The organism is Photobacterium sp. DNB22_13_2, assembly GCF_052873915.1.
Genome location: NZ_JBNNXU010000003.1, coordinates 250849 through 273351 on the forward strand (window position 1 = coordinate 250849; position 22503 = coordinate 273351).

Annotated in this window: 16 protein-coding genes; 9 read left to right on the forward strand and 7 right to left on the reverse strand. The window is 49.0% G+C overall.

What is annotated here, in order from left to right:
* Positions 1-16: 16 nt before the first annotated feature.
* The 4 genes from ACVA58_RS06655 (at position 17) to ACVA58_RS06670 (ending at position 5520) form a co-directional block, all read left to right on the forward strand.
* Positions 17-697: a DUF2764 family protein gene (locus ACVA58_RS06655; protein WP_446509654.1), complete on the forward strand. Its 681-nt coding sequence runs from the start codon at positions 17-19 to the stop codon at positions 695-697.
* A 20-nt stretch (positions 698-717) separates the two neighbouring features.
* Entirely contained in the window at positions 718-2556 is a 1839-nt protein-coding gene (locus tag ACVA58_RS06660) for a V-type ATP synthase subunit A (protein WP_446509655.1), read from the forward strand.
* 564 nt (positions 2557-3120) lie between these two features.
* On the forward strand, positions 3121-4431 hold the full coding sequence (locus tag ACVA58_RS06665; RefSeq protein ID WP_446509656.1) for a dicarboxylate/amino acid:cation symporter: 1311 nt from the start codon (positions 3121-3123) through the stop codon (positions 4429-4431).
* A 237-nt stretch (positions 4432-4668) separates the two neighbouring features.
* Positions 4669-5520, forward strand: coding sequence for a hypothetical protein (locus tag ACVA58_RS06670; protein ID WP_446509657.1), 852 nt, complete (start codon positions 4669-4671; stop codon positions 5518-5520).
* Positions 5521-5569: 49 nt separating this feature from the next.
* On the opposite strand, the gene ACVA58_RS06675 is transcribed toward ACVA58_RS06670, so the two are convergent.
* The 6 genes from ACVA58_RS06675 to lrp form a co-directional block, all read right to left on the reverse strand.
* The gene (locus ACVA58_RS06675; protein ID WP_446509658.1) at positions 5570-6943 is read right to left on the reverse strand and encodes a YjiH family protein; all 1374 of its coding nucleotides are present in this window, start codon (positions 6941-6943) and stop codon (positions 5570-5572) included.
* Between the two features lie 237 nt (positions 6944-7180).
* Positions 7181-8488: a serine--tRNA ligase gene (gene serS / locus ACVA58_RS06680; RefSeq protein WP_446509659.1), complete on the reverse strand. Its 1308-nt coding sequence runs from the start codon at positions 8486-8488 to the stop codon at positions 7181-7183.
* Between the two features lie 127 nt (positions 8489-8615).
* Positions 8616-9956, reverse strand: coding sequence for a replication-associated recombination protein A (locus ACVA58_RS06685; protein ID WP_446509660.1), 1341 nt, complete (start codon positions 9954-9956; stop codon positions 8616-8618).
* 148 nt (positions 9957-10104) lie between these two features.
* Complete coding sequence (gene lolA, locus ACVA58_RS06690) at positions 10105-10719, reverse strand: outer membrane lipoprotein chaperone LolA (RefSeq protein ID WP_446509805.1); 615 nt, start codon at positions 10717-10719, stop codon at positions 10105-10107.
* Positions 10720-10800: 81 nt separating this feature from the next.
* The gene (locus ACVA58_RS06695) at positions 10801-14214 is read right to left on the reverse strand and encodes a DNA translocase FtsK 4TM domain-containing protein (protein ID WP_446509661.1); all 3414 of its coding nucleotides are present in this window, start codon (positions 14212-14214) and stop codon (positions 10801-10803) included.
* A gap of 417 nt (positions 14215-14631) precedes the next feature.
* Positions 14632-15126, reverse strand: a complete 495-nt coding sequence (gene lrp, locus ACVA58_RS06700) for a leucine-responsive transcriptional regulator Lrp (protein WP_255041380.1) — start codon at positions 15124-15126, stop codon at positions 14632-14634.
* 156 nt (positions 15127-15282) lie between these two features.
* Here lrp and ald point away from each other — a divergent pair, with 156 nt between their 5' ends.
* The 4 genes from ald to cydC all read left to right on the forward strand — a co-directional run bounded on the left by ald (position 15283) and on the right by cydC (position 21130).
* Positions 15283-16404, forward strand: a complete 1122-nt coding sequence (gene ald, locus ACVA58_RS06705; RefSeq protein WP_446509662.1) for an alanine dehydrogenase — start codon at positions 15283-15285, stop codon at positions 16402-16404.
* A 197-nt stretch (positions 16405-16601) separates the two neighbouring features.
* Entirely contained in the window at positions 16602-17564 is a 963-nt protein-coding gene (gene trxB / locus ACVA58_RS06710; protein WP_446509663.1) for a thioredoxin-disulfide reductase, read from the forward strand.
* 79 nt (positions 17565-17643) lie between these two features.
* Positions 17644-19416, forward strand: coding sequence for a heme ABC transporter permease/ATP-binding protein CydD (gene cydD, locus ACVA58_RS06715; RefSeq protein WP_446509664.1), 1773 nt, complete (start codon positions 17644-17646; stop codon positions 19414-19416).
* A complete protein-coding gene (gene cydC / locus ACVA58_RS06720; protein WP_446509665.1) occupies positions 19409-21130 on the forward strand; it encodes a heme ABC transporter ATP-binding protein/permease CydC in 1722 nt (573 codons plus the stop codon). Before cydD ends, cydC begins: the two co-directional genes overlap by 8 nt.
* Before the next feature lie 99 nt (positions 21131-21229).
* On the opposite strand, the gene rimJ is transcribed toward cydC, so the two are convergent.
* Positions 21230-21811 carry a ribosomal protein S5-alanine N-acetyltransferase gene (gene rimJ, locus ACVA58_RS06725; RefSeq protein WP_446509666.1) on the reverse strand — a complete coding sequence of 194 codons (582 nt, stop codon included), beginning with the start codon at positions 21809-21811 and terminating at the stop codon, positions 21230-21232.
* A gap of 168 nt (positions 21812-21979) precedes the next feature.
* On the opposite strand from rimJ, the gene ACVA58_RS06730 reads away from it, so the two are divergent.
* Positions 21980-22459, forward strand: a complete 480-nt coding sequence (locus ACVA58_RS06730; protein WP_446509667.1) for a methylated-DNA--[protein]-cysteine S-methyltransferase — start codon at positions 21980-21982, stop codon at positions 22457-22459.
* Positions 22460-22503: the final 44 nt, after the last annotated feature.

The window sequence follows — 22503 nt, forward strand, 5'->3', positions numbered from 1 at the left end:
TTAACAAGGAACGTATATGTCTGATAAAGCATATCATGGCCTATTGACGTCACTGCCGCATATCGACTCTCTGTTTAACAGTAAAATCACGCCGATTTCACGTTACCAGCTAGAGCGCCGGTTAAGTGCCCTGTCATTTGATGAACGCAAGCACCTCAACATGATTGAGCAAATCATGCACTGGGATCGCACCAAGAATGATGCCGGTGATGCTGAGCTCATCAAGTTTGCGACCCGAGCAAGAAGCGAGGTGAAAAGCCAAGTGCTTCGTGACCTCATTGATTGGCGACTAGATATGCGCAGTGTGGTTGCGGCCCTACGCCGAAAAAAAGCGGGTGAAAAAGCACCAACCGGACCGCGCTGGAGTTTCGGGACCCGTTACGAGTTTATCCGTCGCAACTGGAGTGCACCCTACTTTAATTTGCACTTCACCTTTCCGTGGCTACCGGATGTCGCTCGGTACATGGAGCACGATCAGAGCCTTGAGGTTGAAAAAGCCCTACTCGAAGCTGTATGGGAGCAGCTTGACCGCATCAGTACCAAAGAGCGCTTTAGCTTCGAAGCCGTTGTGATTTACCTATTGCGCTGGAATCTGGTTTCTCGCTGGACCACCTACAACAGCGAGATAGCCATCGAGCGATTCGACCAACTCGTAGAAAACGCACTGGGTGACTTTGCCAGTGATCTACCGCATTAATTTTAAAAACAGGTTGTTCAATGAGCACGGAATTAATCAATAAAAAGCCGACTGCCCACGTAACGGCAGTTATTGGCGACACGCTGACCATTCGCCTTAATGTTGGCGATAACGGTCAACTGGTCAAAAACGAAGTGGTATATGTGCTACCTAGCCGCAAACAAACCGATGGCCTTGATGAAATGCTGATGGCCGAGGTGTTACGCGTGCGAGGCGACTCTGCCGATATCCAGGTCTACGAAGATACCCGCGGTGTTGCTGTGGGTGACAGTATTATCCAAACCGGCGAAATGCTGAGTGTGGATTTAGGCCCGGGGATTTTGGCTCAGATCTATGATGGACTGCAGAACCCACTCGAGCGTCTGGCGCAAATCCATGGCAAATTCCTTAAGCGGGGAGTTCAGGTTGATGCGCTAGATAAAGCCGACACCTGGGCCTTCAATGCCGTCGCCAAAAAGGGCGACAAACTTCGGGCCGGACAGTCACTGGGAACGGTGCAGGAAGGCCGCTTCACCCATCAAATTATGGTGCCCTTCTATATTAAGGGAGAAGTCGAGGTAACCTGGATCCAAGAAGGCAGCTTTACCATTGATACTGTTATTGCCCACATCACTGATAACCGTGGTAAAGAGCACAATCTTACCATGGTACAAAAGTGGCCAGTTCGCCAATCCATCGCCAACACCTTGACTAAAAACGGGGGTAAAACCCAACGTAAATTCCCTAACGAGCCGCTAGTCACCACCACTCGAACCATCGATACCTTCTTCCCGATAGCCCGTGGTGGAACAGGTTGTGTACCGGGACCATTTGGCTCGGGTAAAACCGTCCTTCAGCACGGGATCTCCCGCTACTGTGACGCCGATATCGTTATCGTGGTGGCTTGTGGTGAGCGTGCAGGGGAAGTGGTAGAAACCATCGAGGAATTCCCTCACCTGCCCGATCCGAAGCACGGCGGTACCTTGATCGACCGTACAGTGATCATTTGTAATACCTCATCCATGCCGGTAGCTGCTCGTGAGGCCTCTATTTATACTGGCCTTACGCTAGGCGAGTATTACCGACAAATGGGCTATAACGTGCTGTTGCTGGCCGACTCCACGTCCCGCTGGGCGCAGGCGATGCGCGAAACCTCAAACCGATTGGAAGAGATCCCCGGTGAAGAAGGTTTCCCGGCTTATATGGACTCGGCTATCAAGGGCGTCTATGAGCGCTGTGGTGTCGTCGATAACGAGAACGGTACTGATGGCTCGCTGACCATGATTGGCTCGGTTTCCCCGGCTGGCGGTAACTTCGAAGAGCCGGTAACCCAATCGACGCTGGGTACCGTCAAGACCTTCCTCGGTCTGTCCTATGAACGTGCCTATAAGCGCTTCTACCCGGCTATCGACCCATTAATTTCCTGGTCTCGCTATCTGGATCAGCTTGAAGGTTGGTACGCAGATAATCTTGGCCCCGAGTGGGTGCCGACGGTTAAAGAGATGAAAGCACTACTCTCCACCGGAGACAGCATTGGTCAAATGATGCAAGTAACGGGTGAGGAAGGGATTTCGTTGGAGGACTACGTGGTTTACCAGAAAGCCTTGTTCCTCGATATGGTTTACCTGCAGCAAGATGCCTTTGATGAGGTCGACGCGTCATGCAGTTTCGAACGCCAGCAGTTTATCTTCGGCAAAGTCGTTAATGTCATTCGTACCAATTACGACTTCACTGACAAAGCTGAAGCGCGTAAGTACTTTACATCCATGACTCGTTACTTCCGAAACTTCCATTACGCAAAAGACAATACTGCGGAGTATCACGACTATATTTCCCGTATTGATATGCTGCTGGAAGACACGGTTAACGCGACAGCATAAGCTTAATAAACAATACATTAAGCATAGCGGCCAGCATATCTGTGATCAGATTATGCTGGTTCGTTGTGCTTCGAATATCTCCCTGCCAAAACACGCTCGACATATAAATATGCAAATGCCAGGGCATGCCGAATATCAAACCAAAGTAAAACCTAAAAAGCAGCATCAACCACCATTGAAGTCATAATTAAACAGCACGTTTAACCTTGGTGTCACAGAATGTACTTTACAGGCATATAACGCCATGAAATCCTGCAAAAGACAATGTTAATAGAGGCTTTTTCTCCCTTCCAAAACAAGGGCCAAACTCGGCTAAACCTTAGCATATTTTCGCTCAAAACGATTTATCAGTATAAAAAACGCCCAAGAAACAGCCAATGCGTTAAAATTCAGTTAACAAACATGTTTTCAGGATATCGTTCTGCCTGAAAAAGTGTGATCTAAAACAGATCTTTGATTATTGCACAGCATTTTACTTCGCCTTAACACGTGAAGTGCTGTTAACCTGCTCCGCGCTCTGATGAAAGATTTACAGAGTGAATAATTATAAGGAGTGTTTTATTCATGCAAGCACAAAAGAGAAAAATGTCCCTGACCGGCCGAGTCATTCTAGGTATGGTTTTGGGTATCTTGACAGGATTCATTATTCGTTCGCTTTTTGCTGAATCATCTTTTGTCCACGAATATATAGTGAATGGCCTGTTCGAGGTTGGCGGTGCAATTTTCATCGCAAGCTTGAAGATGCTAGTTGTACCATTGGTATTTGTATCTTTGGTATGTGGTACCAGTACCCTGAAAGACATCAGTACACTGGGCCGCTTGGGCGGTAAAACGTTAGCGTTCTACCTCACCACCACTGCAATTGCTATTTCACTTGCCTTGATCATGGGTAACCTCTTCAAGCCAGGTGCTGGTGCAGACCTTTCTGCAGCAACCACATTTGCTTCAAAAGAAGCGCCATCACTGGGTCAGGTCATTATCGATATGTTCCCGACCAACCCAATCAGCTCTATGGCGCAAGGTAACACGCTGCAGATCATCGTGTTTGCGATTCTGTTCGGTGTTGCGATCAGTGCTGCGGGTAAACCGGGTGAGCGTATTGCCGGTATCTTTGCTGATCTCAACGAAGTGATCATGAAGCTTGTTGCCTTACTGATGAACATTGCTCCATTCGGTGTATTCTTCCTGATGGCAAAACTGTTCACCGGCCTAGGTCTGGACGCTATCTTCAACCTATTCGGTTACTTCTTGGTCCTAACCGGTACCCTGCTGCTGCACGGCTTTGTCGTCTACGGTTCACTATTCAAGATTTTCACCGGCCTGAGTCCGAAAGTGTTCTTAAAGAAAATGGAAGATGCGATCATGTTCGCCTTCTCCACCGCATCTTCAAACGCGACCATTCCTGTCACCATGGAAACCGCAACCAAGCGCTTAGGTGTTAAAAACCGTATCGCATCGTTCACTGTACCACTTGGCGCAACCATCAATATGGATGGTACTGCGATCATGCAAGGTGTAGCGACCGCATTCATTGCTCAGGCCTTCAACATTGACCTGACCATGGGCGACTACATGGCTGTTATCGTTACCGCGACATTGGCTTCTGTAGGTACAGCTGGTGTACCAGGCGTTGGCCTTATCATGCTGGCAATGGTACTGAACCAAGTTGGCCTACCTGTCGAAGGTATCGCACTTATCATGGGTGTTGACCGACTACTGGATATGATCCGTACCGCTGTTAACATCACAGGTGATAGCTGCGTAACTTGTATCGTCGCGAAGACAGAAGGTGAAATGGATATCGACCGCTTCAACGACCCGCATGCGGGTGAGAAAGAAGAAGAGGTCCACCTACACCCTATCTCTAACTCGTAGTCACGCGATTACAATTAGATAGCTCCCCAATTCAAAGGCTCCCTTCGGGAGCCTTTTTTGCACCACTTCGTATCACGCCTGCACCATTATCACGCTCGCCATAACGCTCTAATCAGCAACAAAACATAACAAACTGAAAAATAAAGATTAAATATTTCTACCATCTGCTCCACGATGGAATAATGCTTGCAACGTTACTCATCATAATCAAACTTATGTGATTGGAAGGGAGGCTGCATGTTATATTTTATTCTTACCCTCTGTCTTGTTGGCATTGTGCTTAGTGTCATCATTATCCGCTCCCGGCAGCAACGTGATCTGTTGCAAAGCCGCTTCAATCAAATTATCGGACTGCGCCAGCTCATCCACCTATTGCGTTTTCATCGCCGTCAGTCGCATCAAGCATTGAAAAACTCACCACCGATAACGGAAAACCTGAGCGAGTCTATTGCTATCAAAACCTTAATCCACAGCCTGATCAGCCAAACGGAAACCACCAACAAACCGATGTACCGTATCCTCAACAAACAGCTCCACATCATCTTAGATGAATGGCCTAAGTATTCTGTACAGCGCAACCAGTCCACCCACGGCAAAGCAATCCGCCACGTGCTGTACCTTATTGATGATACTTTAACCCAATGCTTGATCACTTCAGAAAAAGAGGAGCTGTTCAAACATTACCAAGGCACTTGGCCCGTCATGCTCAATGCCATCGATAGCCTGAGCCGTTTTCGTTATGCCATTGAAAACTACAAGTTGGGTAGTGACGTAATGGCTAGAGAGCTTGGACTTCATGTACAAATCCTCAAACGCAGAATGGCACAGTTGCATTTACCCGATGATCCTGCAGTACCGCCATTGATCATCGAGAAACTTTTTAGCCATTTTGAAAACATCGATTTGAACGCTCATGACAAAGAATTGGTCAAACATCAGCTCTATCAGTTCTCTTTGGAAGCCTCAGATACCCTTTTCCACTTGTTTGATTTAGTGCTTAGCCATATCGGAGGAGAATTGTCTATTAAGCTGCCGGAGCTGACAGCAAAGGAAGATAAAAAGGTGGTTCAAATAATTGCCCGGTACTGAGACCGGGCAATTGAAGGGGTTAGGAGCAGTGCTTAGAGCATAGTATTGATTAGAAAATCAAATGGGCAATCGCAACGATAAGTGGCAGAGTCACTAGTGTACGTAGTACAAAAATAGCAACCAACTCCAAGAAGTTAATTGGCACCTTGCTGCTAAGGATAACTGAGCCCGTTTCCGACATAAAAATTAGCTGAGTAACAGAAAGCGCCGCCACAACAAACTTAGTCATATCTGCATCAATGCTCGAAGCTGCAATGATTGACGGAACATACATATCCGTGAAACCAACCAGCACCGTTTGTGCTGCGGCTTGTGCCTCAGCGACATTCAGCAACTCAAGAAGCGGAACAAAGGGTGTACCGAGCAGAGAGAATAGCGGTGTAGTTTCTGCTACAACCAGACCAAGAGTACCAATAGCCATTACCACTGGAAGTACACCAATCACCATATCCAGCGCGTTATGAACACCTTCTTTAGCCACCGAGCCGAGGCTTTTCACTTTATCAGCACGCTGCAGGGCCAAATCCATGCCAAAGCTCATTGCCGACTGACCTGCCGGTACCAATTCGTCATCACGATTTGGAGCCGTTCCATCTATGTATAGGTCTTTTTTGTAACACAGAGGTGGCAGGAACTGAATCACCATCGCGGCAACCACACCAGACAAACAAATCGCGGCATAGAAAGGGACAAAATAGTTCTGCAAGCCAACCTGAGTCAGTACCACCAGCGAGAATGAAATACCAACTGGTGAGAACATGGTTGCAACCACTGCCGCTTCACGGGCGGTGTATTTCTTCTGCTCGTATTGTTTACTTGTCAAAATCACGCCTACCGTGCCATCACCCAACCAAGACGAAATACAGTCGATAGCAGCACGCCCCGGCAGTCTGAATACCGGACGCATGAACTTGCTTAGCATAGTACCAAGAAGCTCAAGTAGACCGAAATTAAGCAGCAACGGCAGTAGCAAACCCGCAAAGATGAAAGTCACAAACAACGACGGTAGCAAATCATGCAGTACCAACCCACCGGTATTACCGTTCCACAACATTTCTGGGCCAACTTGATACAAGGCTGCCAAAGTAAAAGCGGCACCTAGGCTACGAATAACTAACCACGTTGGGCTCAATACGAATAGGCGAGTAAGCAAAGGAGATTGGGTCACAAAAGTAGGCTTTGCTACACTGGCCACGACTGAAATTGCAGCAGACAAACAGATAACCGTCGTTACCGTCGGAAGAATTGCATCACCCAGTAAGGCTTTAAAGCCTTTGGCCATCAGGGCTAGCGGGAAGGTAAAGTCACCGTTAACGGTCAATGGTGCCAAGAAAAAGAACAACCCCAGTATCGAGGGAATGGCGAACATCAGCACATTCCGGCTGGTCTTGTAGTTGCTTTGGGCTAAAAGGGTATCTGTCATTCTACTGCTTCCTGAATGATTACACTTTCAATAAAAGTGCATAACTTTTCAATATTGCGATTATATCGAATATCAATGACGACACAAGCGCAAACTGACAAAATAATCATATTTATCGCATAAAAAACCACTCCACATCTTCAATGGCAGCTATTTCTGTTGAAAGCCATTGAAGATAGCTATAAAAAAACCCAGCCAATTGGCTGGGTTTTGGTATTTAGTAACAACGGAAAAAAATTAACCGATATGTGTTACGTTGTTCATGTACTTGCGAAGAACTTCAGGAATACGGATACGACCGTCTGCTTCCTGGTTATTCTCAAGGATAGCAACCATAGTACGACCAACCGCCAGACCAGAACCGTTTAAGGTATGAACGAGCTCAGGCTTCTTCTCACCCTTACGGCGGAAGCGCGCTTGCATACGACGAGCCTGGAAGTCACCACAGTTCGAACAAGAAGAAATCTCACGGTAAGTTTCCTGAGCAGGAACCCATACTTCTAGATCGTAGGTCTTCACAGCGCCGAAGCCCATGTCGCCTGTACATAGGATCACTTTACGGTATGGCAGGTCAAGCAGCTGAAGTACTTTCTCAGCGTGGCCCGTTAGTTCTTCTAACGCGTCCATTGAATCTTCAGGACGAGTCACCTGTACAAGCTCAACTTTATCGAACTGGTGCATACGGATCAGGCCGCGAGTATCACGACCGTAAGAACCGGCTTCTGAACGGAAACAAGGTGTGTGCGCAGTCATCTTAACAGGCAGATCTGCTTCATCAGAAATTGTGTCACGCAGCATGTTGGTTACAGGAACCTCTGCTGTCGGGATCAAAGAAAGAGTACGCGGCTCTTCATCGTTCACTTTCTCAGTCAGTGGTTGAGTGTGGAACAAATCAGCACCGAACTTAGGCAGCTGACCAGTACCGAATAGGCTGTCAGAGTTCACTAGGTACGGAACATACATCTCTGTGTAACCGTGCTCGTCTGTGTGGAGGTTCAGCATGAACTGAGCAATCGCACGGTGTAGGCGAGCAAACTGGCCTTTCATCACGATGAAACGTGCACCAGACAGCTTAACAGCACTTGCGAAATCAAGGCCGTCAGCCATTTCGCCTAGGTCAACGTGGTCTTTAACTTCAAAGTCGTAAGACTGTGGTTGACCCCAACGAGAAATTTCAACGTTTTCGTTTTCATCTTTACCTGCAGGAACTGAGTCGTCTGGCAGGTTAGGAATCGTTTGTACAATGGCATCTAGCTCAGCCTGAAGCGCTGCAAGTGCTTTTTTCGCGTCATCCAGCTCAGAGCCAAGGTTACCAACTTCAGCCAGGATACGCTCAGCTTCTTCGTGATCGCCCTTCGCTTTCGCTTGGCCAATGGACTTCGATCGGGAGTTACGCAATGCCTGAAGCTCTTCAGTTTTCACCTGAAGTGACTTACGTTTTTCTTCTAGGGAACGTAGTAGCTCTACATCAAGAGTATAACCACGGCGCGCTAATTTTTCGGCTGTTGCGTCCAGCTCAGTTCGAAGTAATTTAGAATCTAGCATGCTAATCCTGTGCTCAAATGGCTCTAAAGTGCACATTATTTAGCCAAATTGATGACCAAATAATTTTTAATTCATAAGGCGTTAGGCAACCTAACGCGGATCCCTAAACAATACCCAAAAAGCCCTATTATTGATAGCGCTTTGAAGTGCTTTTTGCATCTAAAGAAGCAAGATAATCTAACTTTTCGGAAATTTTGGTCTCTAAGCCGCGATTTGCCGGCTGATAATAGCGAGTGCCCGCCAATTCCTGCGGGAAATAGCTCTCACCTGCAGCATAGGCTCCCGGCTCGTCATGAGCATAACGATACTCCTGTCCATACCCCATCTCTTTCATCAGTTTGGTCGGCGCGTTACGCAAGTGATGCGGTACTTCATAGTCAGGATAGTTAGCGGCATCTAACTTGGCTTGTTTAAATGCGGTATACACTGCATTACTTTTCGGCGCACAAGCCAAATACACAATCGCCTGGGCAATTGCGCGTTCGCCCTCATAGGCTCCTACCCGGGTGAAACAATCCCAGGCCGAAACCGCCACCTGCATTGCACGAGGATCGGCATTACCGATATCTTCCGAGGCAATAGCCAGTAGGCGGCGGGCAACATACAAGGGATCACAGCCCGCCTGCAGCATACGCGCAAACCAATAAAGGCCACCATCCGGGCTCGAGCCACGAATTGACTTGTGCACTGCCGAAATCATGTCGTACCACAGATCCCCCTTGTTATCGAAACGAGCTATCTTCTCGCCCGCCACCTCAGCCAGTAAAGCGAGAGTGATCTGCTTATTGCCCTGATTGTCCTCATCCGCCATATCAATCAACTGCTCAAGATAGTTCAGTGACATCCGGGCATCGCCCCCAACCAATTCGGCAAGACGCTCTTTAACTTCATCGACAAAGATCAGATTGTTCTCTGCCACACCACGTTCGCTGTCTTCGAGAGCTTGTTCGACAACCTCAAGGATTTCGTCGGTGTCTAGGGATTTTAGCTTGTAGACCCGCGCGCGTGACAACAGTGCGTTGTTGAGCTCAAAAGACGGGTTTTCAGTCGTCGCGCCAATGAAGGTCACAGTACCATCTTCGATATGGGGTAAGAAGGCATCCTGCTGGCTTTTATTAAAACGATGGACCTCATCCACAAACAAGATTGTACGGCGACCAGCCATCTTATTGTCGCGGGCTTTATCGATAGCGGCACGGATATCTTTCACCCCCGATGTCACAGCCGACACACGCTCAACTTCAGCATTCGCATAGTGAGCAGCCACTTCGGCCAACGTGGTTTTGCCGGTACCCGGGGGTCCCCACAGAATCATCGAGTGCAAGTGTCCGGCTTCCAGTGCACGCCTTAGGGGCTTGCCTTCAGCCAGAATATGTTTTTGGCCAATGTATTCCTGCACGGTTCGTGGGCGCATTCTGGCTGCCAACGGACGAAAATCCGATGAAAAGTCCAGGCTGAAATTACTCAAAATCACCGCTCCTCTATAACCAAACCAAATAATCACTTATTCGGCGTGGTCTTAAAACAAAATTAGGTGGTACTGTCGTACCACCTAAATCAATCTAGTCCACTGTTTGCTATCGCCTAGATATATAATCTAATTCATTCGCTCTAGCTTAATTGCGCTGGTCATCCAGCTCAACCCCTTGCGGCGGGGTAAAGGTGAACATACTCGAAGCTGGCGTTTGCTTCTGGAACTTAGTCAGCTTGAAGTTACTACGCTGACCATCTTGTTCAACCACAGAGAAACTACGCACCTCACCCGACTGGGCCACGGTCACAACAAATTGCCCCATAGAGGATGCACCACTTTTTGGGGTCAGGGTAAAGGTGTCAGCCGTTTGTGACACATTATAATTTGCCCAGTCTGAGGCACTATTGCGGGTCAGCAGTACGAATGGCGTTTGATCTGTCGCTTCATTGAGCCACATCGCTGTCACCTGCTCAATGAACGGACTGTAATACCACAATGTCTTGCCGTCAGAGATCAAAATATTCTCGTCTGGCGTTTCCGTATTCCAACGGAACAGGTTTGGTCGTTTGATGGATACATCACCGGTGCCTTCCACCAGTAGGCTACCCTCTGGGCTCACTACGGTTTGGGTAAAATCAGCACTAAAGGCATTCACTTTACCGAGACGAGTACTCAGTTCCTGCTGTGGGTTTGCCAGTGCCTGACCTGCCAACAACAATGGGCTGGCTACCAACATACTCAAAAGCACTTTCTTAATCATTCTGTTAAACCTTTTCTGATGCCTGCTATTTGATCGTAGCAGGCATGGTAATTGCGGGTTGTCTTGTGTTTTTCACAATTAATCACGAGGGGGTGGCGGTGGTGCCAACACTTCACGGTTACTGTTATGCCCTGGCGCACTAACGATACCGTGCGCTTCAAGTTGCTCGACAATACGGGCTGCACGGTTATAGCCAATCTTGAAGCGGCGCTGAACACCAGAAACCGATGCTCGACGTGACTCAGCAACAAAAGCGGCAACCTCATCAAACAGCTGATCCAAATCGTCCTCACCACCAGATGATGCTTCACCAGGCAACAACCCTTCCGAACCTTGGTTCTCTTCCAAGATCCCCTCGATATACTGAGGCTTGCCACGGGCTTTCCAATCATTCACCACGTTATGAACGTCTTCATCCGAGGCAAACGCACCGTGAACACGGACGGGATGGTTACTCCCTGCTGGCAAGTAGAGCATATCACCCATACCCAGCAACGACTCTGCGCCACCTTGGTCGAGGATTGTTCGCGAGTCCGTCTTGGTCGATACGGTAAAGGCCATACGGCTCGGGATATTAGCCTTGATAAGACCTGTGATCACATCCACCGATGGACGCTGGGTCGCCAGCACCAAGTGGATTCCTGCCGCACGCGCCTTCTGCGCTAGGCGGGCAATCAACTCTTCAACCTTCTTACCCACCACCATCATTAAGTCGGCAAATTCGTCGACAATAACAACAATGCTTGGCATTTTCTCCAATAACGGCGGGTACTCATCCATACTATCGCCCGGCTTCCAAAGTGGGTCATGAATTGGATGACCCGCTGCAGAGGCTTCTTCCAATTTGGCATTGTAACCTGCCAGGTTACGTACACCACAGGCCGCCATTAGCTTGTAACGGCGTTCCATCTCACCAACACACCAGCGCAAGGCATTGCTGGCGTCCTTCATGTCTGTTACCACTTCGGTCAACAAATGCGGTATGCCTTCATAAATCGACAATTCCAACATTTTCGGGTCAATCATAATGAAGCGACAATCTTCTGGCTTACATTTATACAGCAAACTCAAGATCATTACGTTCACCCCGACCGACTTACCCGAGCCAGTTGTACCGGCTACCAGCAAGTGTGGCATCTTACACAGATCGGCTACCACAGCTTCACCAGCGATGTCGTAGCCCAATACAATCGGGAGCGCACCTTTTTTGTGCTGGAAGTTATCACTGGCAACGACTTCAGACATATAAACCGTTTCGCGGTTCACATTCGGTAGTTCAAGACCTATGTATGGCTTACCCGGGATCACTTCAACCACACGAACTGCTGATGCTGACAAGGCGCGCGCCAAGTCTTTCGCAAGACCTGAAATACGGCTTACTTTCACACCAGGCGCAAGATCGAGCTCGTAGCGGGTAATAACGGGACCCGGATATACCCCAACGACTTTGGCTTTGATCTTATAATCGGCAAGTTTCGATTCAACCAGCATCGCTGTCTGCTTGAGCTCTTCCTCGGTCGTCGATTGAACGTTTTGTTTCGGTGGGGCCAATAGATCGATGGTTGGCATCGGCGAAGTCGGTTTTGGCAAATCCGCTTCCCGTTTCATCAAGAACGGGTTATCCAAGCCAGCCGCTTGGGCTTGGGCTTTCTGGGCATCACGGATCTTCTTGAGGAAGGCTTCTTCATCATTCAAGCCTTCCCCGCTGCTGTTTTCGATGTGGTCCTCGCTATCGACAGGCGCCATTTCACGCTCAGCCCGTTCAAGCTCAGACATCCCATCCTGAACACCAATTTCAATATCGTGAGCTAACTCGATATCGTTTGGCGCAGTGCTATCAACCGGTACTTCTTGGCTACTTTCTACCATAGCTGTCACCTCCTGTTGAACTGGTTCATACATACCAGTTTGAGCAACATGAGGTTCTGTTGTAACAGGCTCAAAGTGAACAGATGATGAATTATCCTCTAACACTTCAGGAATAAACTCGTCATTATTAAATGACATGCTAGCAGAAGGCGTTGATTCAAACGCAGGAGCAGCAGCGGGTTCAAGTCCAGAAGCCGTCTGCTCTGCATTCATCTCAACGGAAGAGGCAATGCCTGAGGCAACGACATCTTCTTGTGGTGTTAATTTTCCTTCATCGACATATACAGAGAAGTTTTCATCGATATCTAGCTGCCTTTCAAGCTCGGCGATTGACATCCCCTTGGCTTGCTGGGTCGAATTAACCTCAACAATCTCTTCAGCACTCAATGCGGCAGTACTTTCTGATATAGGGCTTTCCGGCATGCTAGACAACGCAGATTCTACCGGGGTAGTCACCGATAGCTGTTCCGGCTCAGCTTGAATAACCGCTTGGCTAGGTAACGGCTGATTTTGAGCAGCTGACGCAACACTTTCCGCTTCAACAGCGAGATCGTTAACGACTGGCACTTGAATATTTGCTGCTTCGGCCATCGCCACATTGGCTACAGTTTCAGAGCTTGCTTCAGCACTGGCAGCAACCGCAGTTGTCACAGCAGCAGTGGCAATCGCGCTGTTACCATGAGCTTGGGCCTGGGACTGACGATGACGCTCAGGCATTACAATTTTCGGTTCGCTGGTATTCAATAGCGGATCGGCTTGCTCTGCAGCATGCTGAGTACCGCTCAGTAACGGATCATGCTGAGCTGACTGGTCAAAACTTGGCTCCTGACGGGCAAAGCGATGTCGTTCCTCAATATGAGGTGACGCTGTACGGCTACTCGAAGCCAGCAAAACATCGTCCGCATCAGGCTCTGATTCCGTTTGTTGCATCGCAAGCTGGCGACCGAACTCGGTCTGGTGCTCATCCGGGATATCTGCCGCAAATGGTGTCAATGTCTCTGATTTGTCAGAGCGCACCTTGTTTAACAGCCATGCCATAGAACCGAGTACCGTCTCACCAATGATGTCGACGATGGTCAGCCAAGAGATGCCCGTAAACAGAGTAAAACCCACCGCCCAGGCAAACATCAGGATCAGTGTGGCCCCCAGCAAATTGAACATTGGCAGTGCCATATTCGATACGACATCACCAATCACACCGCCGGAGGAGAAATACCAGATATCATCAAAGTTAAGATCAGCAAGTCCGCAGCTGGCGACAAAAATGCACAACAAACCAAGCAAGCGGGTACCATAAATCATGTAATCTAGCTTGAGGGGCTGCTGGCGCCTGCGGAACAATATCCAAGCAGCGAGAATAATCACCGCAGGAAGTGGGTAGGCAAGCGAACCAAATGCAAACAGCAAGGTATCGGCAACTAAAGCACCAAAGGCCCCTGCCTTATTTTGCACCGGCCCTTCCCAAGCCGTCTGGGACCAAGAGGGATCGGCAGGATCAAAACTTAACAGCGCAACCATGATGAAAATCGCCGACAGGATGCCGATGATAAGAAAGCTTTCCAGTAAGCGCTGTCCCCCGGAAAGACGCATTTTAGGCTGCTTCTTGCCCTTTACTTTCCTCAAAAAAACACTCCGATGTAACAAATTGCTTAATGCCCAACCCATTCTGCCTACAGGCAGATGCGTTGAATCTTTTTAACTATCAGAACAAGGACATCCCTGCTCGGTGTTATTATTATACCAATAGCTGATGGCGTGTCAGGCGCCAGTAAAAATAGGGCCTGATGACCTAACGCATATCTTATACTAAATAGCGTCAGTTTTTGCCATTTTGAAAAGGTGAATATAGGAAGGGGCGACAAAGTTTTCACAGGAAGTGCTGAAAATCCAAGCACCTTGAGTTAGCAATGACTAACACAGTATTGCATGGACATTATTTACTTTTCATTGGTTAGTCCGTAGAAACAAATCAAGCGGCTGAACGCCGCTTGATTGATATACCCAAAATCCTTGGGTATAGACCCATATAACCAGTGAAGCTTAACGTGTTTTGATCACAAGGTTGTTGGTCTGCTTCACTTCTTCCATCACCACGTAGGTACGGGTGTCGTTAACACCAGGAAGGCGTAGCAGGGTTTCACCTAGTAGCTTACGGTAAGCGGACATGTCTGCCACACGGGTTTTCAGTAGGTAGTCGAAATCACCGGATACCAGGTGGCATTCCTGGATATCTTCTAACTCTTGTACCGACGCATTGAACAGCTCAAACACATCTGGAGCACCGCGGTTTAGCGTGATCTCTACGAAAACCAACAGAGAGGCATCAAGATACTGCGGATTGAGAAGCGCTGTATAGCCACTGATGTAGCCCTGACGCTCTAGACGACGTACACGCTCAAGACATGGTGTTGGAGACAAGCCGACACGCTTGGATAACTCTACATTTGAAATACGACCATCTTTTTGAAGCTCATTCAAAATGTTACGGTCAATACGATCCAATTCCTTGGATGGTTTTTTCTTGGTATCTACCATTTTTTATTCCACCTTCTTACTTCCTTGCAAAAAAATATACTATATCTTTCTATTTTTTAGAATCAAATACTCTGTTAGTCAAACTATACTGCCATTAGATCTGCATTTACATCCTTGTCAATAGCCAATCATACTGGATGCCAAGGGAGGAGCAGCATGATTATTGGAGTCCCCAAAGAAATCAAAAACCACGAATACCGTGTTGGCCTAGTCACCAGCAGTGTCCGTGAGCTCACATCGCTCGGTCATCAAGTCTTGGTCGAAACCCAGGCCGGAGTCGGGATCGGGCTGTCAGACGCAGACTATGAAAACGCTGGCGCTACAATTATTTCTAACGCTAAAGAAGTTTTTACCAGATCAGAGATGATTGTCAAAGTAAAAGAGCCTCAAGCAGAAGAAAGAGCCATGCTGAATAAAGGGCAGATTTTATTCACGTATCTCCATCTTGCACCAGATTTTCCGCAAACAAAAGACCTGATTGACAGCAAAGCTGTCTGTATTGCTTACGAAACCGTCACCGATTCCTCAGGCAAATTACCGCTTTTAGCCCCAATGTCTGAGGTGGCGGGCAGAATGTCTATCCAAGCAGGAGCCCAAACACTAGAGAATTCTAACGGAGGACGAGGGTTGCTGCTCAGTGGCGTTCCTGGCGTAGAACCGGCCAACGTGCTGATTTTAGGAGGCGGGGTCGTCGGCTCCAATGCCGCGCGCATGGCGGTGGGGATGCGTGCTAACGTCACCCTGCTTGACCGTAATCTCGATACTCTCAGAGCACTGGATACCGAATTCAAAGGAGCGGTGAATCTCATCTACTCAACCACCGAGATCATCGACCGACTGGTGCCTGAAGCCGACATTATCATTGGTGCGGTGCTGATCCCCGGTGCAGCGGCGCCCAAGCTGATCACCGCTGATCACGTCAAGAAAATGAAGACCGGATCTGCACTAGTAGACGTCGCAATTGATCAAGGTGGCTGCTTTGAAACCTCTCACCCTACCACCCATACAGACCCCACCTATATCATCGATGGTGTGGTGCATTATTGTGTGGCCAATATGCCGGGAGCCGTCGCAAGAACGTCTGCCTTTGCGCTTAATAATGCGACGCTGCCCTATGTAATAAAGCTTGCGAACCTCGGTTACAAAAAAGCCTTGCTGGCTGATCCCGGATTCCTTGCTGGCATGAATGTGATATACGGTAAAGTTACTTGTAAAGAAGTTGCCGACAGTTTTGACTTGCATTTCACTGATCCGACTGTCGCCATCAGCATGCACTAACCTTGAATATTTATAACTATAAGTTATAGCTTATGTAAAAATAATCTAAGTGAGTTATCCCTGCTGCCGAGTATTAAACTCGGCAGCGTGATTTTACAGGGAAAAGCCCGCGCTACAATCCCCTCTTTCCATAGCGCCTCAATTTACCTACAATCACCCCTCATAAGATCTAAAACCTCATTCAGCCTGGAGAAGTAATGAGTAACGTAAGACATTGTAAACTGCTCATCCTTGGTTCTGGTCCTGCTGGCTATACAGCCGCAGTGTATGCTGCTCGTGCCAACCTTAACCCAGTAATGATTACGGGCATGCAGCAAGGTGGTCAGCTTACCACCACCACAGAAGTTGAAAACTGGCCAGGTGACGCCGAAGGTCTAACAGGCCCAGGTCTGATGGATCGCATGAAAGAACACGCAGAACGATTCGAAACAGAGATCATTTTTGATCATATTAGCGAGACTGATTTTAGCCAGCGCCCTTTCCGCCTTAAAGGCGACAGCGGCGAGTACACCTGTGACGCATTGATTATCTCAACAGGTGCATCAGCCAAATACCTAGGCATGGAGTCAGAAGAAGCCTTCAAGGGACGTGGGGTTTCGGCTTGTGCGACCTGTGACGGTTTCTTCTACCGTAACCAAAAGGTTGCCGTTGTAGGTGGCGGTAATACCGCTGTCGAAGAAGCTCTTTACCTATCTAACATCGCTTCAGAAGTTCACCTTATCCACCGCCGTGATACTTTCCGTTCAGAGAAAATCCTGATCAAGCGACTGATGGACAAAGTAGAAAACGGCAACATCATCCTACACACCGATCGTGTACTGGATGAAGTCTTGGGTGACGAGATGGGGGTAACCGCAGTTCGTATCAAAGATACCCAGTCAGAAGCGACTGAAACCCTTGAAGTCATGGGTGCCTTCATTGCTATCGGCCACCAGCCAAATACGGGTATTTTTGAAGGCCAGCTCACAATGAACAACGGTTACATCAAAGTACAGTCAGGTACTGAAGGTAACGCGACCCAAACCAGCGTAGAAGGCATTTTTGCCGCTGGTGATGTTATGGACCACACCTACCGTCAGGCCATCACATCAGCCGGTACTGGCTGTATGGCTGCACTTGATGCAGAGCGTTATCTCGACGCGTTAGAAGAAAAAAAATAATACTCACGGCCACCACTCAAGGTGGCCTTTTTAGCCTTCACTTTTAAGCCTGCTCTTCTGAGTAGCGCAAGTATTTAATATGGATAAACAATTACAACGCGATTTAACCAAATGGTTGAAATCACAGAGTAAGCTGGCTAAACGCTGGCTCATGCTCAGTGTCGGCCTGGGGTTCTTGTCGGGGTTGCTACTCGTTGGTCAAGCGGCTTTGCTTGCCCATATCCTGCACCAACTCATTATTGAACACACAGATAAATACCAACTCGTTTCTAGCTTTGCCGGGCTCTTTGCCATAGTCGGTCTCAGGGCTGCCTGTAGCTGGGGACGCGAGGTATACGGCTACCGCTGCGGCGAGCAGATCCGGCTGCATATTCGCCAGTTGATCCTGCAACGCCTGCAACAACTGGGCCCCGCCTATATCAAAGGCAAACCTGCCGGTGTCTGGGCTAGCCTAGTACTTGAGCAAGTAGAAGAGATGCAGGACTTCTTCTCCCGCTACATTCCGCAGATGTCGATCGCGGTATTAGTTCCTATGGTGATTTTGTTTGCAGTCTTCCCGCTCAACTGGGCAGCTGGCCTGATTTTCCTAATCACCGCACCGCTAGTACCAATGTTCATGGCTCTAGTTGGTTTGGGTGCAGCCGATGCCAACCGCCGGAACTTCAAAGCACTGCAACGCCTGTCCGGTCACTTTTATGACCGATTACAAGGCCTATCGACCCTGCGCTTATTCAACCGCGCTGAAGCTGAAGCCGAAAACTTACATGCTGCATCCCATGTCCTGCGTAAGCGGACCATGGAAGTATTGAGAATGGCTTTCCTCTCATCGGCCGTGCTGGAGTTTTTCTCGGCGCTCTCAGTTGCAATTACCGCGGTATACTTTGGCTTCTCATTTATCGGTGAACTCAACTTCGGTCACTACGGCGTACCTATCAGCCTGTTTACCGGTCTGTTCATCTTGATACTGGCACCCGAGTTCTACCAGCCATTGCGTGATCTTGGCACCTTCTACCATGCCAAGGCACAGGCTATCGGTGCAGCAGAGTCCATTGTTGAATTCCTTAACAGCGAAGCCGATGGCATGAGCCAAGGCCAAACTAACTTGGAATCACCAGAGACTATCTCGATTACAGCCGAACAAGTGGAAGTACTGAGCCCGCAAGGCCAAGTACTGGCTGGCCCTCTTAGCTTTACCATCAACGCCCACGAACAAGTCGCGCTTATCGGCCCTAGTGGCGCCGGCAAAACCAGCCTGCTCAATGCCCTACTGGGCTTCCTACCCTACCGCGGTAGCTTGAAAATCAACGGAACCGAGCTTAAAGAACTCGATCACAGCCAGTGGCGACAAGCCATAAGCTGGGTCGGCCAAAACCCACTACTGTTGCACGGTACTGTTCGCGACAACATCACATTGGGTAACCCATTGGCCACCGAAGAACACATCAAGCAGGTCTCTCAACAAGCCTATGCTGACGAGTTCATCCAGCGCCTAGAGAAAGGTTACCTCCATCAAGTCGGTGATCGCTCTGGTGGCCTATCTGTCGGCCAAGCCCAGCGTATTGCCGTAGCTCGGGCCATGTTGCAAAGCGGTGCCTTCTGGATATTGGATGAACCAACGGCAAGTCTAGACGCCAACAGCGAACACTTAGTCTTGGAAAGCCTGAAAAATGCAGTGAGCGGTCAAACCACTCTGATGGTGAGCCACCGTCTCGATCAACTGGCCGCAATGGACCGCGTTCTGGTGATGGAAAACGGTAAACTGGTCCAAAATGGTCCTTTCGAACACATCCGCCAGCAAGGTCTGCTTGCAGACATGCTAGCCCACACCGACAAGAGGGATCTCGATGCGTGATTTAATCCCTTACCTCAAACTCTACCGTAAACACTGGTTCGGCATGACACTTGGCATGTTGCTTGGGCTAGGCACTCTTTTGGCTGCCATGAGCCTGTTGACCCTATCGGGCTGGTTTATTACGGCTTCAGCCGTTGCAGGCCTCACTATTGCCCGTGAAACCTTCAACTACATGCTACCGGGTGCGGGTGTACGCGGCTTCTCTATTGCCCGTACGGCGGGCCGCTGGGGCGAGCGAGTGGTCAGCCATAACGCAACCTTCAAACTGCTTGCTGACTTGCGTTTGTTCTTCTTCCGCAAGCTGACTCCGTTGATCCCGGGTCGCCAGACCAACCTACGCGATGCTGACTTGCTCAACCGCTTGGTCGCCGATGTCGATGCGATGGACCACGTCTACCTACGCTTGGTCAATCCATTACTTATCGGTGTTATTGGGTTGCTGGCTATCACCGGCTTCCTTGCTTGGTTTGATGTCACTATCGGCCTGACCCTTGGTGCCATTTTGCTCAGCCTGATGCTGATCCTACCGGTTCTCTTCTACCGTCTAGGTAAATCCAACGGTGAAACCCTAACGATGGCCAAAGCCAACTACCGGGTGAAAATGCTGGACTGGATCCAGGGCAATGCCGAGCTGCTGTTGTTCAATGCCGAGGACCGTTACTACCAAGCCGCCCTAAATGAGCAACAAGCCTTATTGGATGCGCAGCGGAAGATGGCCAACCTTACCGGCCTTGCCAATGCGATCCTGATGGCAGCAACGGGCTGGACTTTGGTGCTGATCACCTGGATTGCGGCTGATGGCATAGCCGGACAAGCACCAGATCCGTTTGTTGCCATGGTCGCCTTCGCCACCATGGCCAGTTTCGAGCTGATGATGCCAGTGGCTGGGGCATTCCAGTACTTGGGGCAAACCCTGACATCTGCCCGTCGACTGAATGAGATTATTGAAGCGACACCAGATACACCGTTTGATCCTAACGGCCATACCGCAGAAGTTGAGGGTGCTCTGGATCTCCAGAATATCAGCTACACCTATTACGGCAGTGACGAACCGGTATTGAAAAATATCTCATTGACCATAGGCAAAGGCGAAAAAGTCGCACTGCTAGGCCGAACTGGTTGCGGTAAATCGACCCTGTTGCAGCTGATCACCCGTAACTGGGATCCGCAGCAGGGGCAAATCACCCTCGATGAAGTACCGCTACCCCGATGGCAAGAAGCGCCGCTGCGCCAAGCAATTACTGTTGTTAGCCAGCGTGTTGATGTTTTCAACGGTTCGCTGCGCGAAAACCTGCTGCTTGCCAAGCCGAAAGGTACTGACGATGAGTTCTGCAACGTGCTTACCAACGTTGGCCTAGACGCTTTGCTGGAAGGTAAAGGGCTGGATACATGGCTTGGTGAAGGCGGACGCCAAATCTCTGGTGGTGAACGCCGCCGTATCGGTATCGCCCGTGCCCTGCTGCACGACGCGCCAATCCTACTGATGGATGAACCAACCGAAGGCCTTGACCGCCGTACTGAGCAGCAGATCATGACTTTGCTACTGGAACACGCCAAAGACAAGACCGTGCTGTTCATTACCCACCGACTGGTTGGTTTGGAGCACATGGATCATATCTGTTTGATGGATGAAGGTGAAATTATCGAGCAAGGCAAGCACCACGCACTGCTGAGCCAGAACGGCCGATACACCGAGCTTTGGCAACGTATCTAATACCGTTCTACCCCAATCCAAGCAATCCATACCCCTAACGAAAACGAGAGCCCTATGGCTCTCGTTTTTTATTTCACGTACCAGTGATGTTGCATACGACTACAGTGGCATCGTCCAATTTTCGTTGATACATGCCGTCAAGATATGATCTTCCCACTTGCCGTTAATCAGGAGGTAGTCTTTCGCTTCGCCTTCAATTTCAAAGCCGCATTTTTTCAATACCGCCTCACTCTTCGCATTACGGGGCATATACGCGGCCATAATACGGTGGAAGCTTTGATCTTCGAACATCCAGCAATTGGCGGCTGCCAGTGCCCTACTCATCAACCCTTGCCCTTGGCAGTCCTGATCCAATGAATATCCGACATGGCAAGCATGGAAAGGGTGACGGACAAGGTTGCTGTAATTCACCACACCACAAATCTCATCGCTGTCTTTTTGCTGGATAATAAAGTAATAAGCCATTTTGTGCTTATGCAATTGCATAAGCTGTTCCAGCCGTCGCTGCCAGCCGGTTTCGGTAAAAAAGGCTTCTTCACGCAACGGCTCCCAAGGCTGAAGGAAAGCCCGGTTTCGCTGATAATAGGCAGTAATGGCCACAACATCTTTAGGGGTAATAAGCCTAACAGTGGCATCACCTATATCGATTGATGTTGCTCGGCTGATAATCGAATGAAACAACAGCACCTTATCCTTATGCCATACGTAATGTTGAAACGTTAGCACAGCCCGTTGATGATGAATACACCTTAGCCATAAACTTATTTCATGACAAAGATTTGGCCGTATGTTTGAACTATCATTGTGATAGCCGCGCCGCGTTTGACGCTAACCAACACAGTGAAGATTATGTATTACGACCACCTTGATACGGAATTGGGCAAAATATATTTATTGGCAGACGAGCAAGGACTTCGGCAACTGACCATCGCCAGTGGCGGATTTGCCCCAGACAGCCACTGGAATCACGACCCGGATTTCATGGCGCCTTACATCACCCAGCTCGCTGAGTATCTCGATGGAAAAAGAAAGCAGTTTACCCTCCCCCTTGCCCCTCCCGGCTCAGAGTTCCAGCAACAAGTATGGCAAGCCATCTGCGAAATCCCTTATAACAGCCATCGCTCATACCAGCAAATCGCCACACACATTGAACATTCCACCGCTATTCTCGCTATCGGTATGGCTAAGAACGTCAACCCAATTCCTATTATCATCCCTTGCCACCGCGTCGCCTCCGAAGTAGAGGCCCAGCAAAGCTGTCGCTATGGGCAAGAACTTATCTGCCAGCTCAGAGAGCTGGAACAAGGGAAACTGACATTGTTGAAGTGAGTAGGATCCGCTCTAAACGAAAACGCCCGATGAAGTTCATCGGG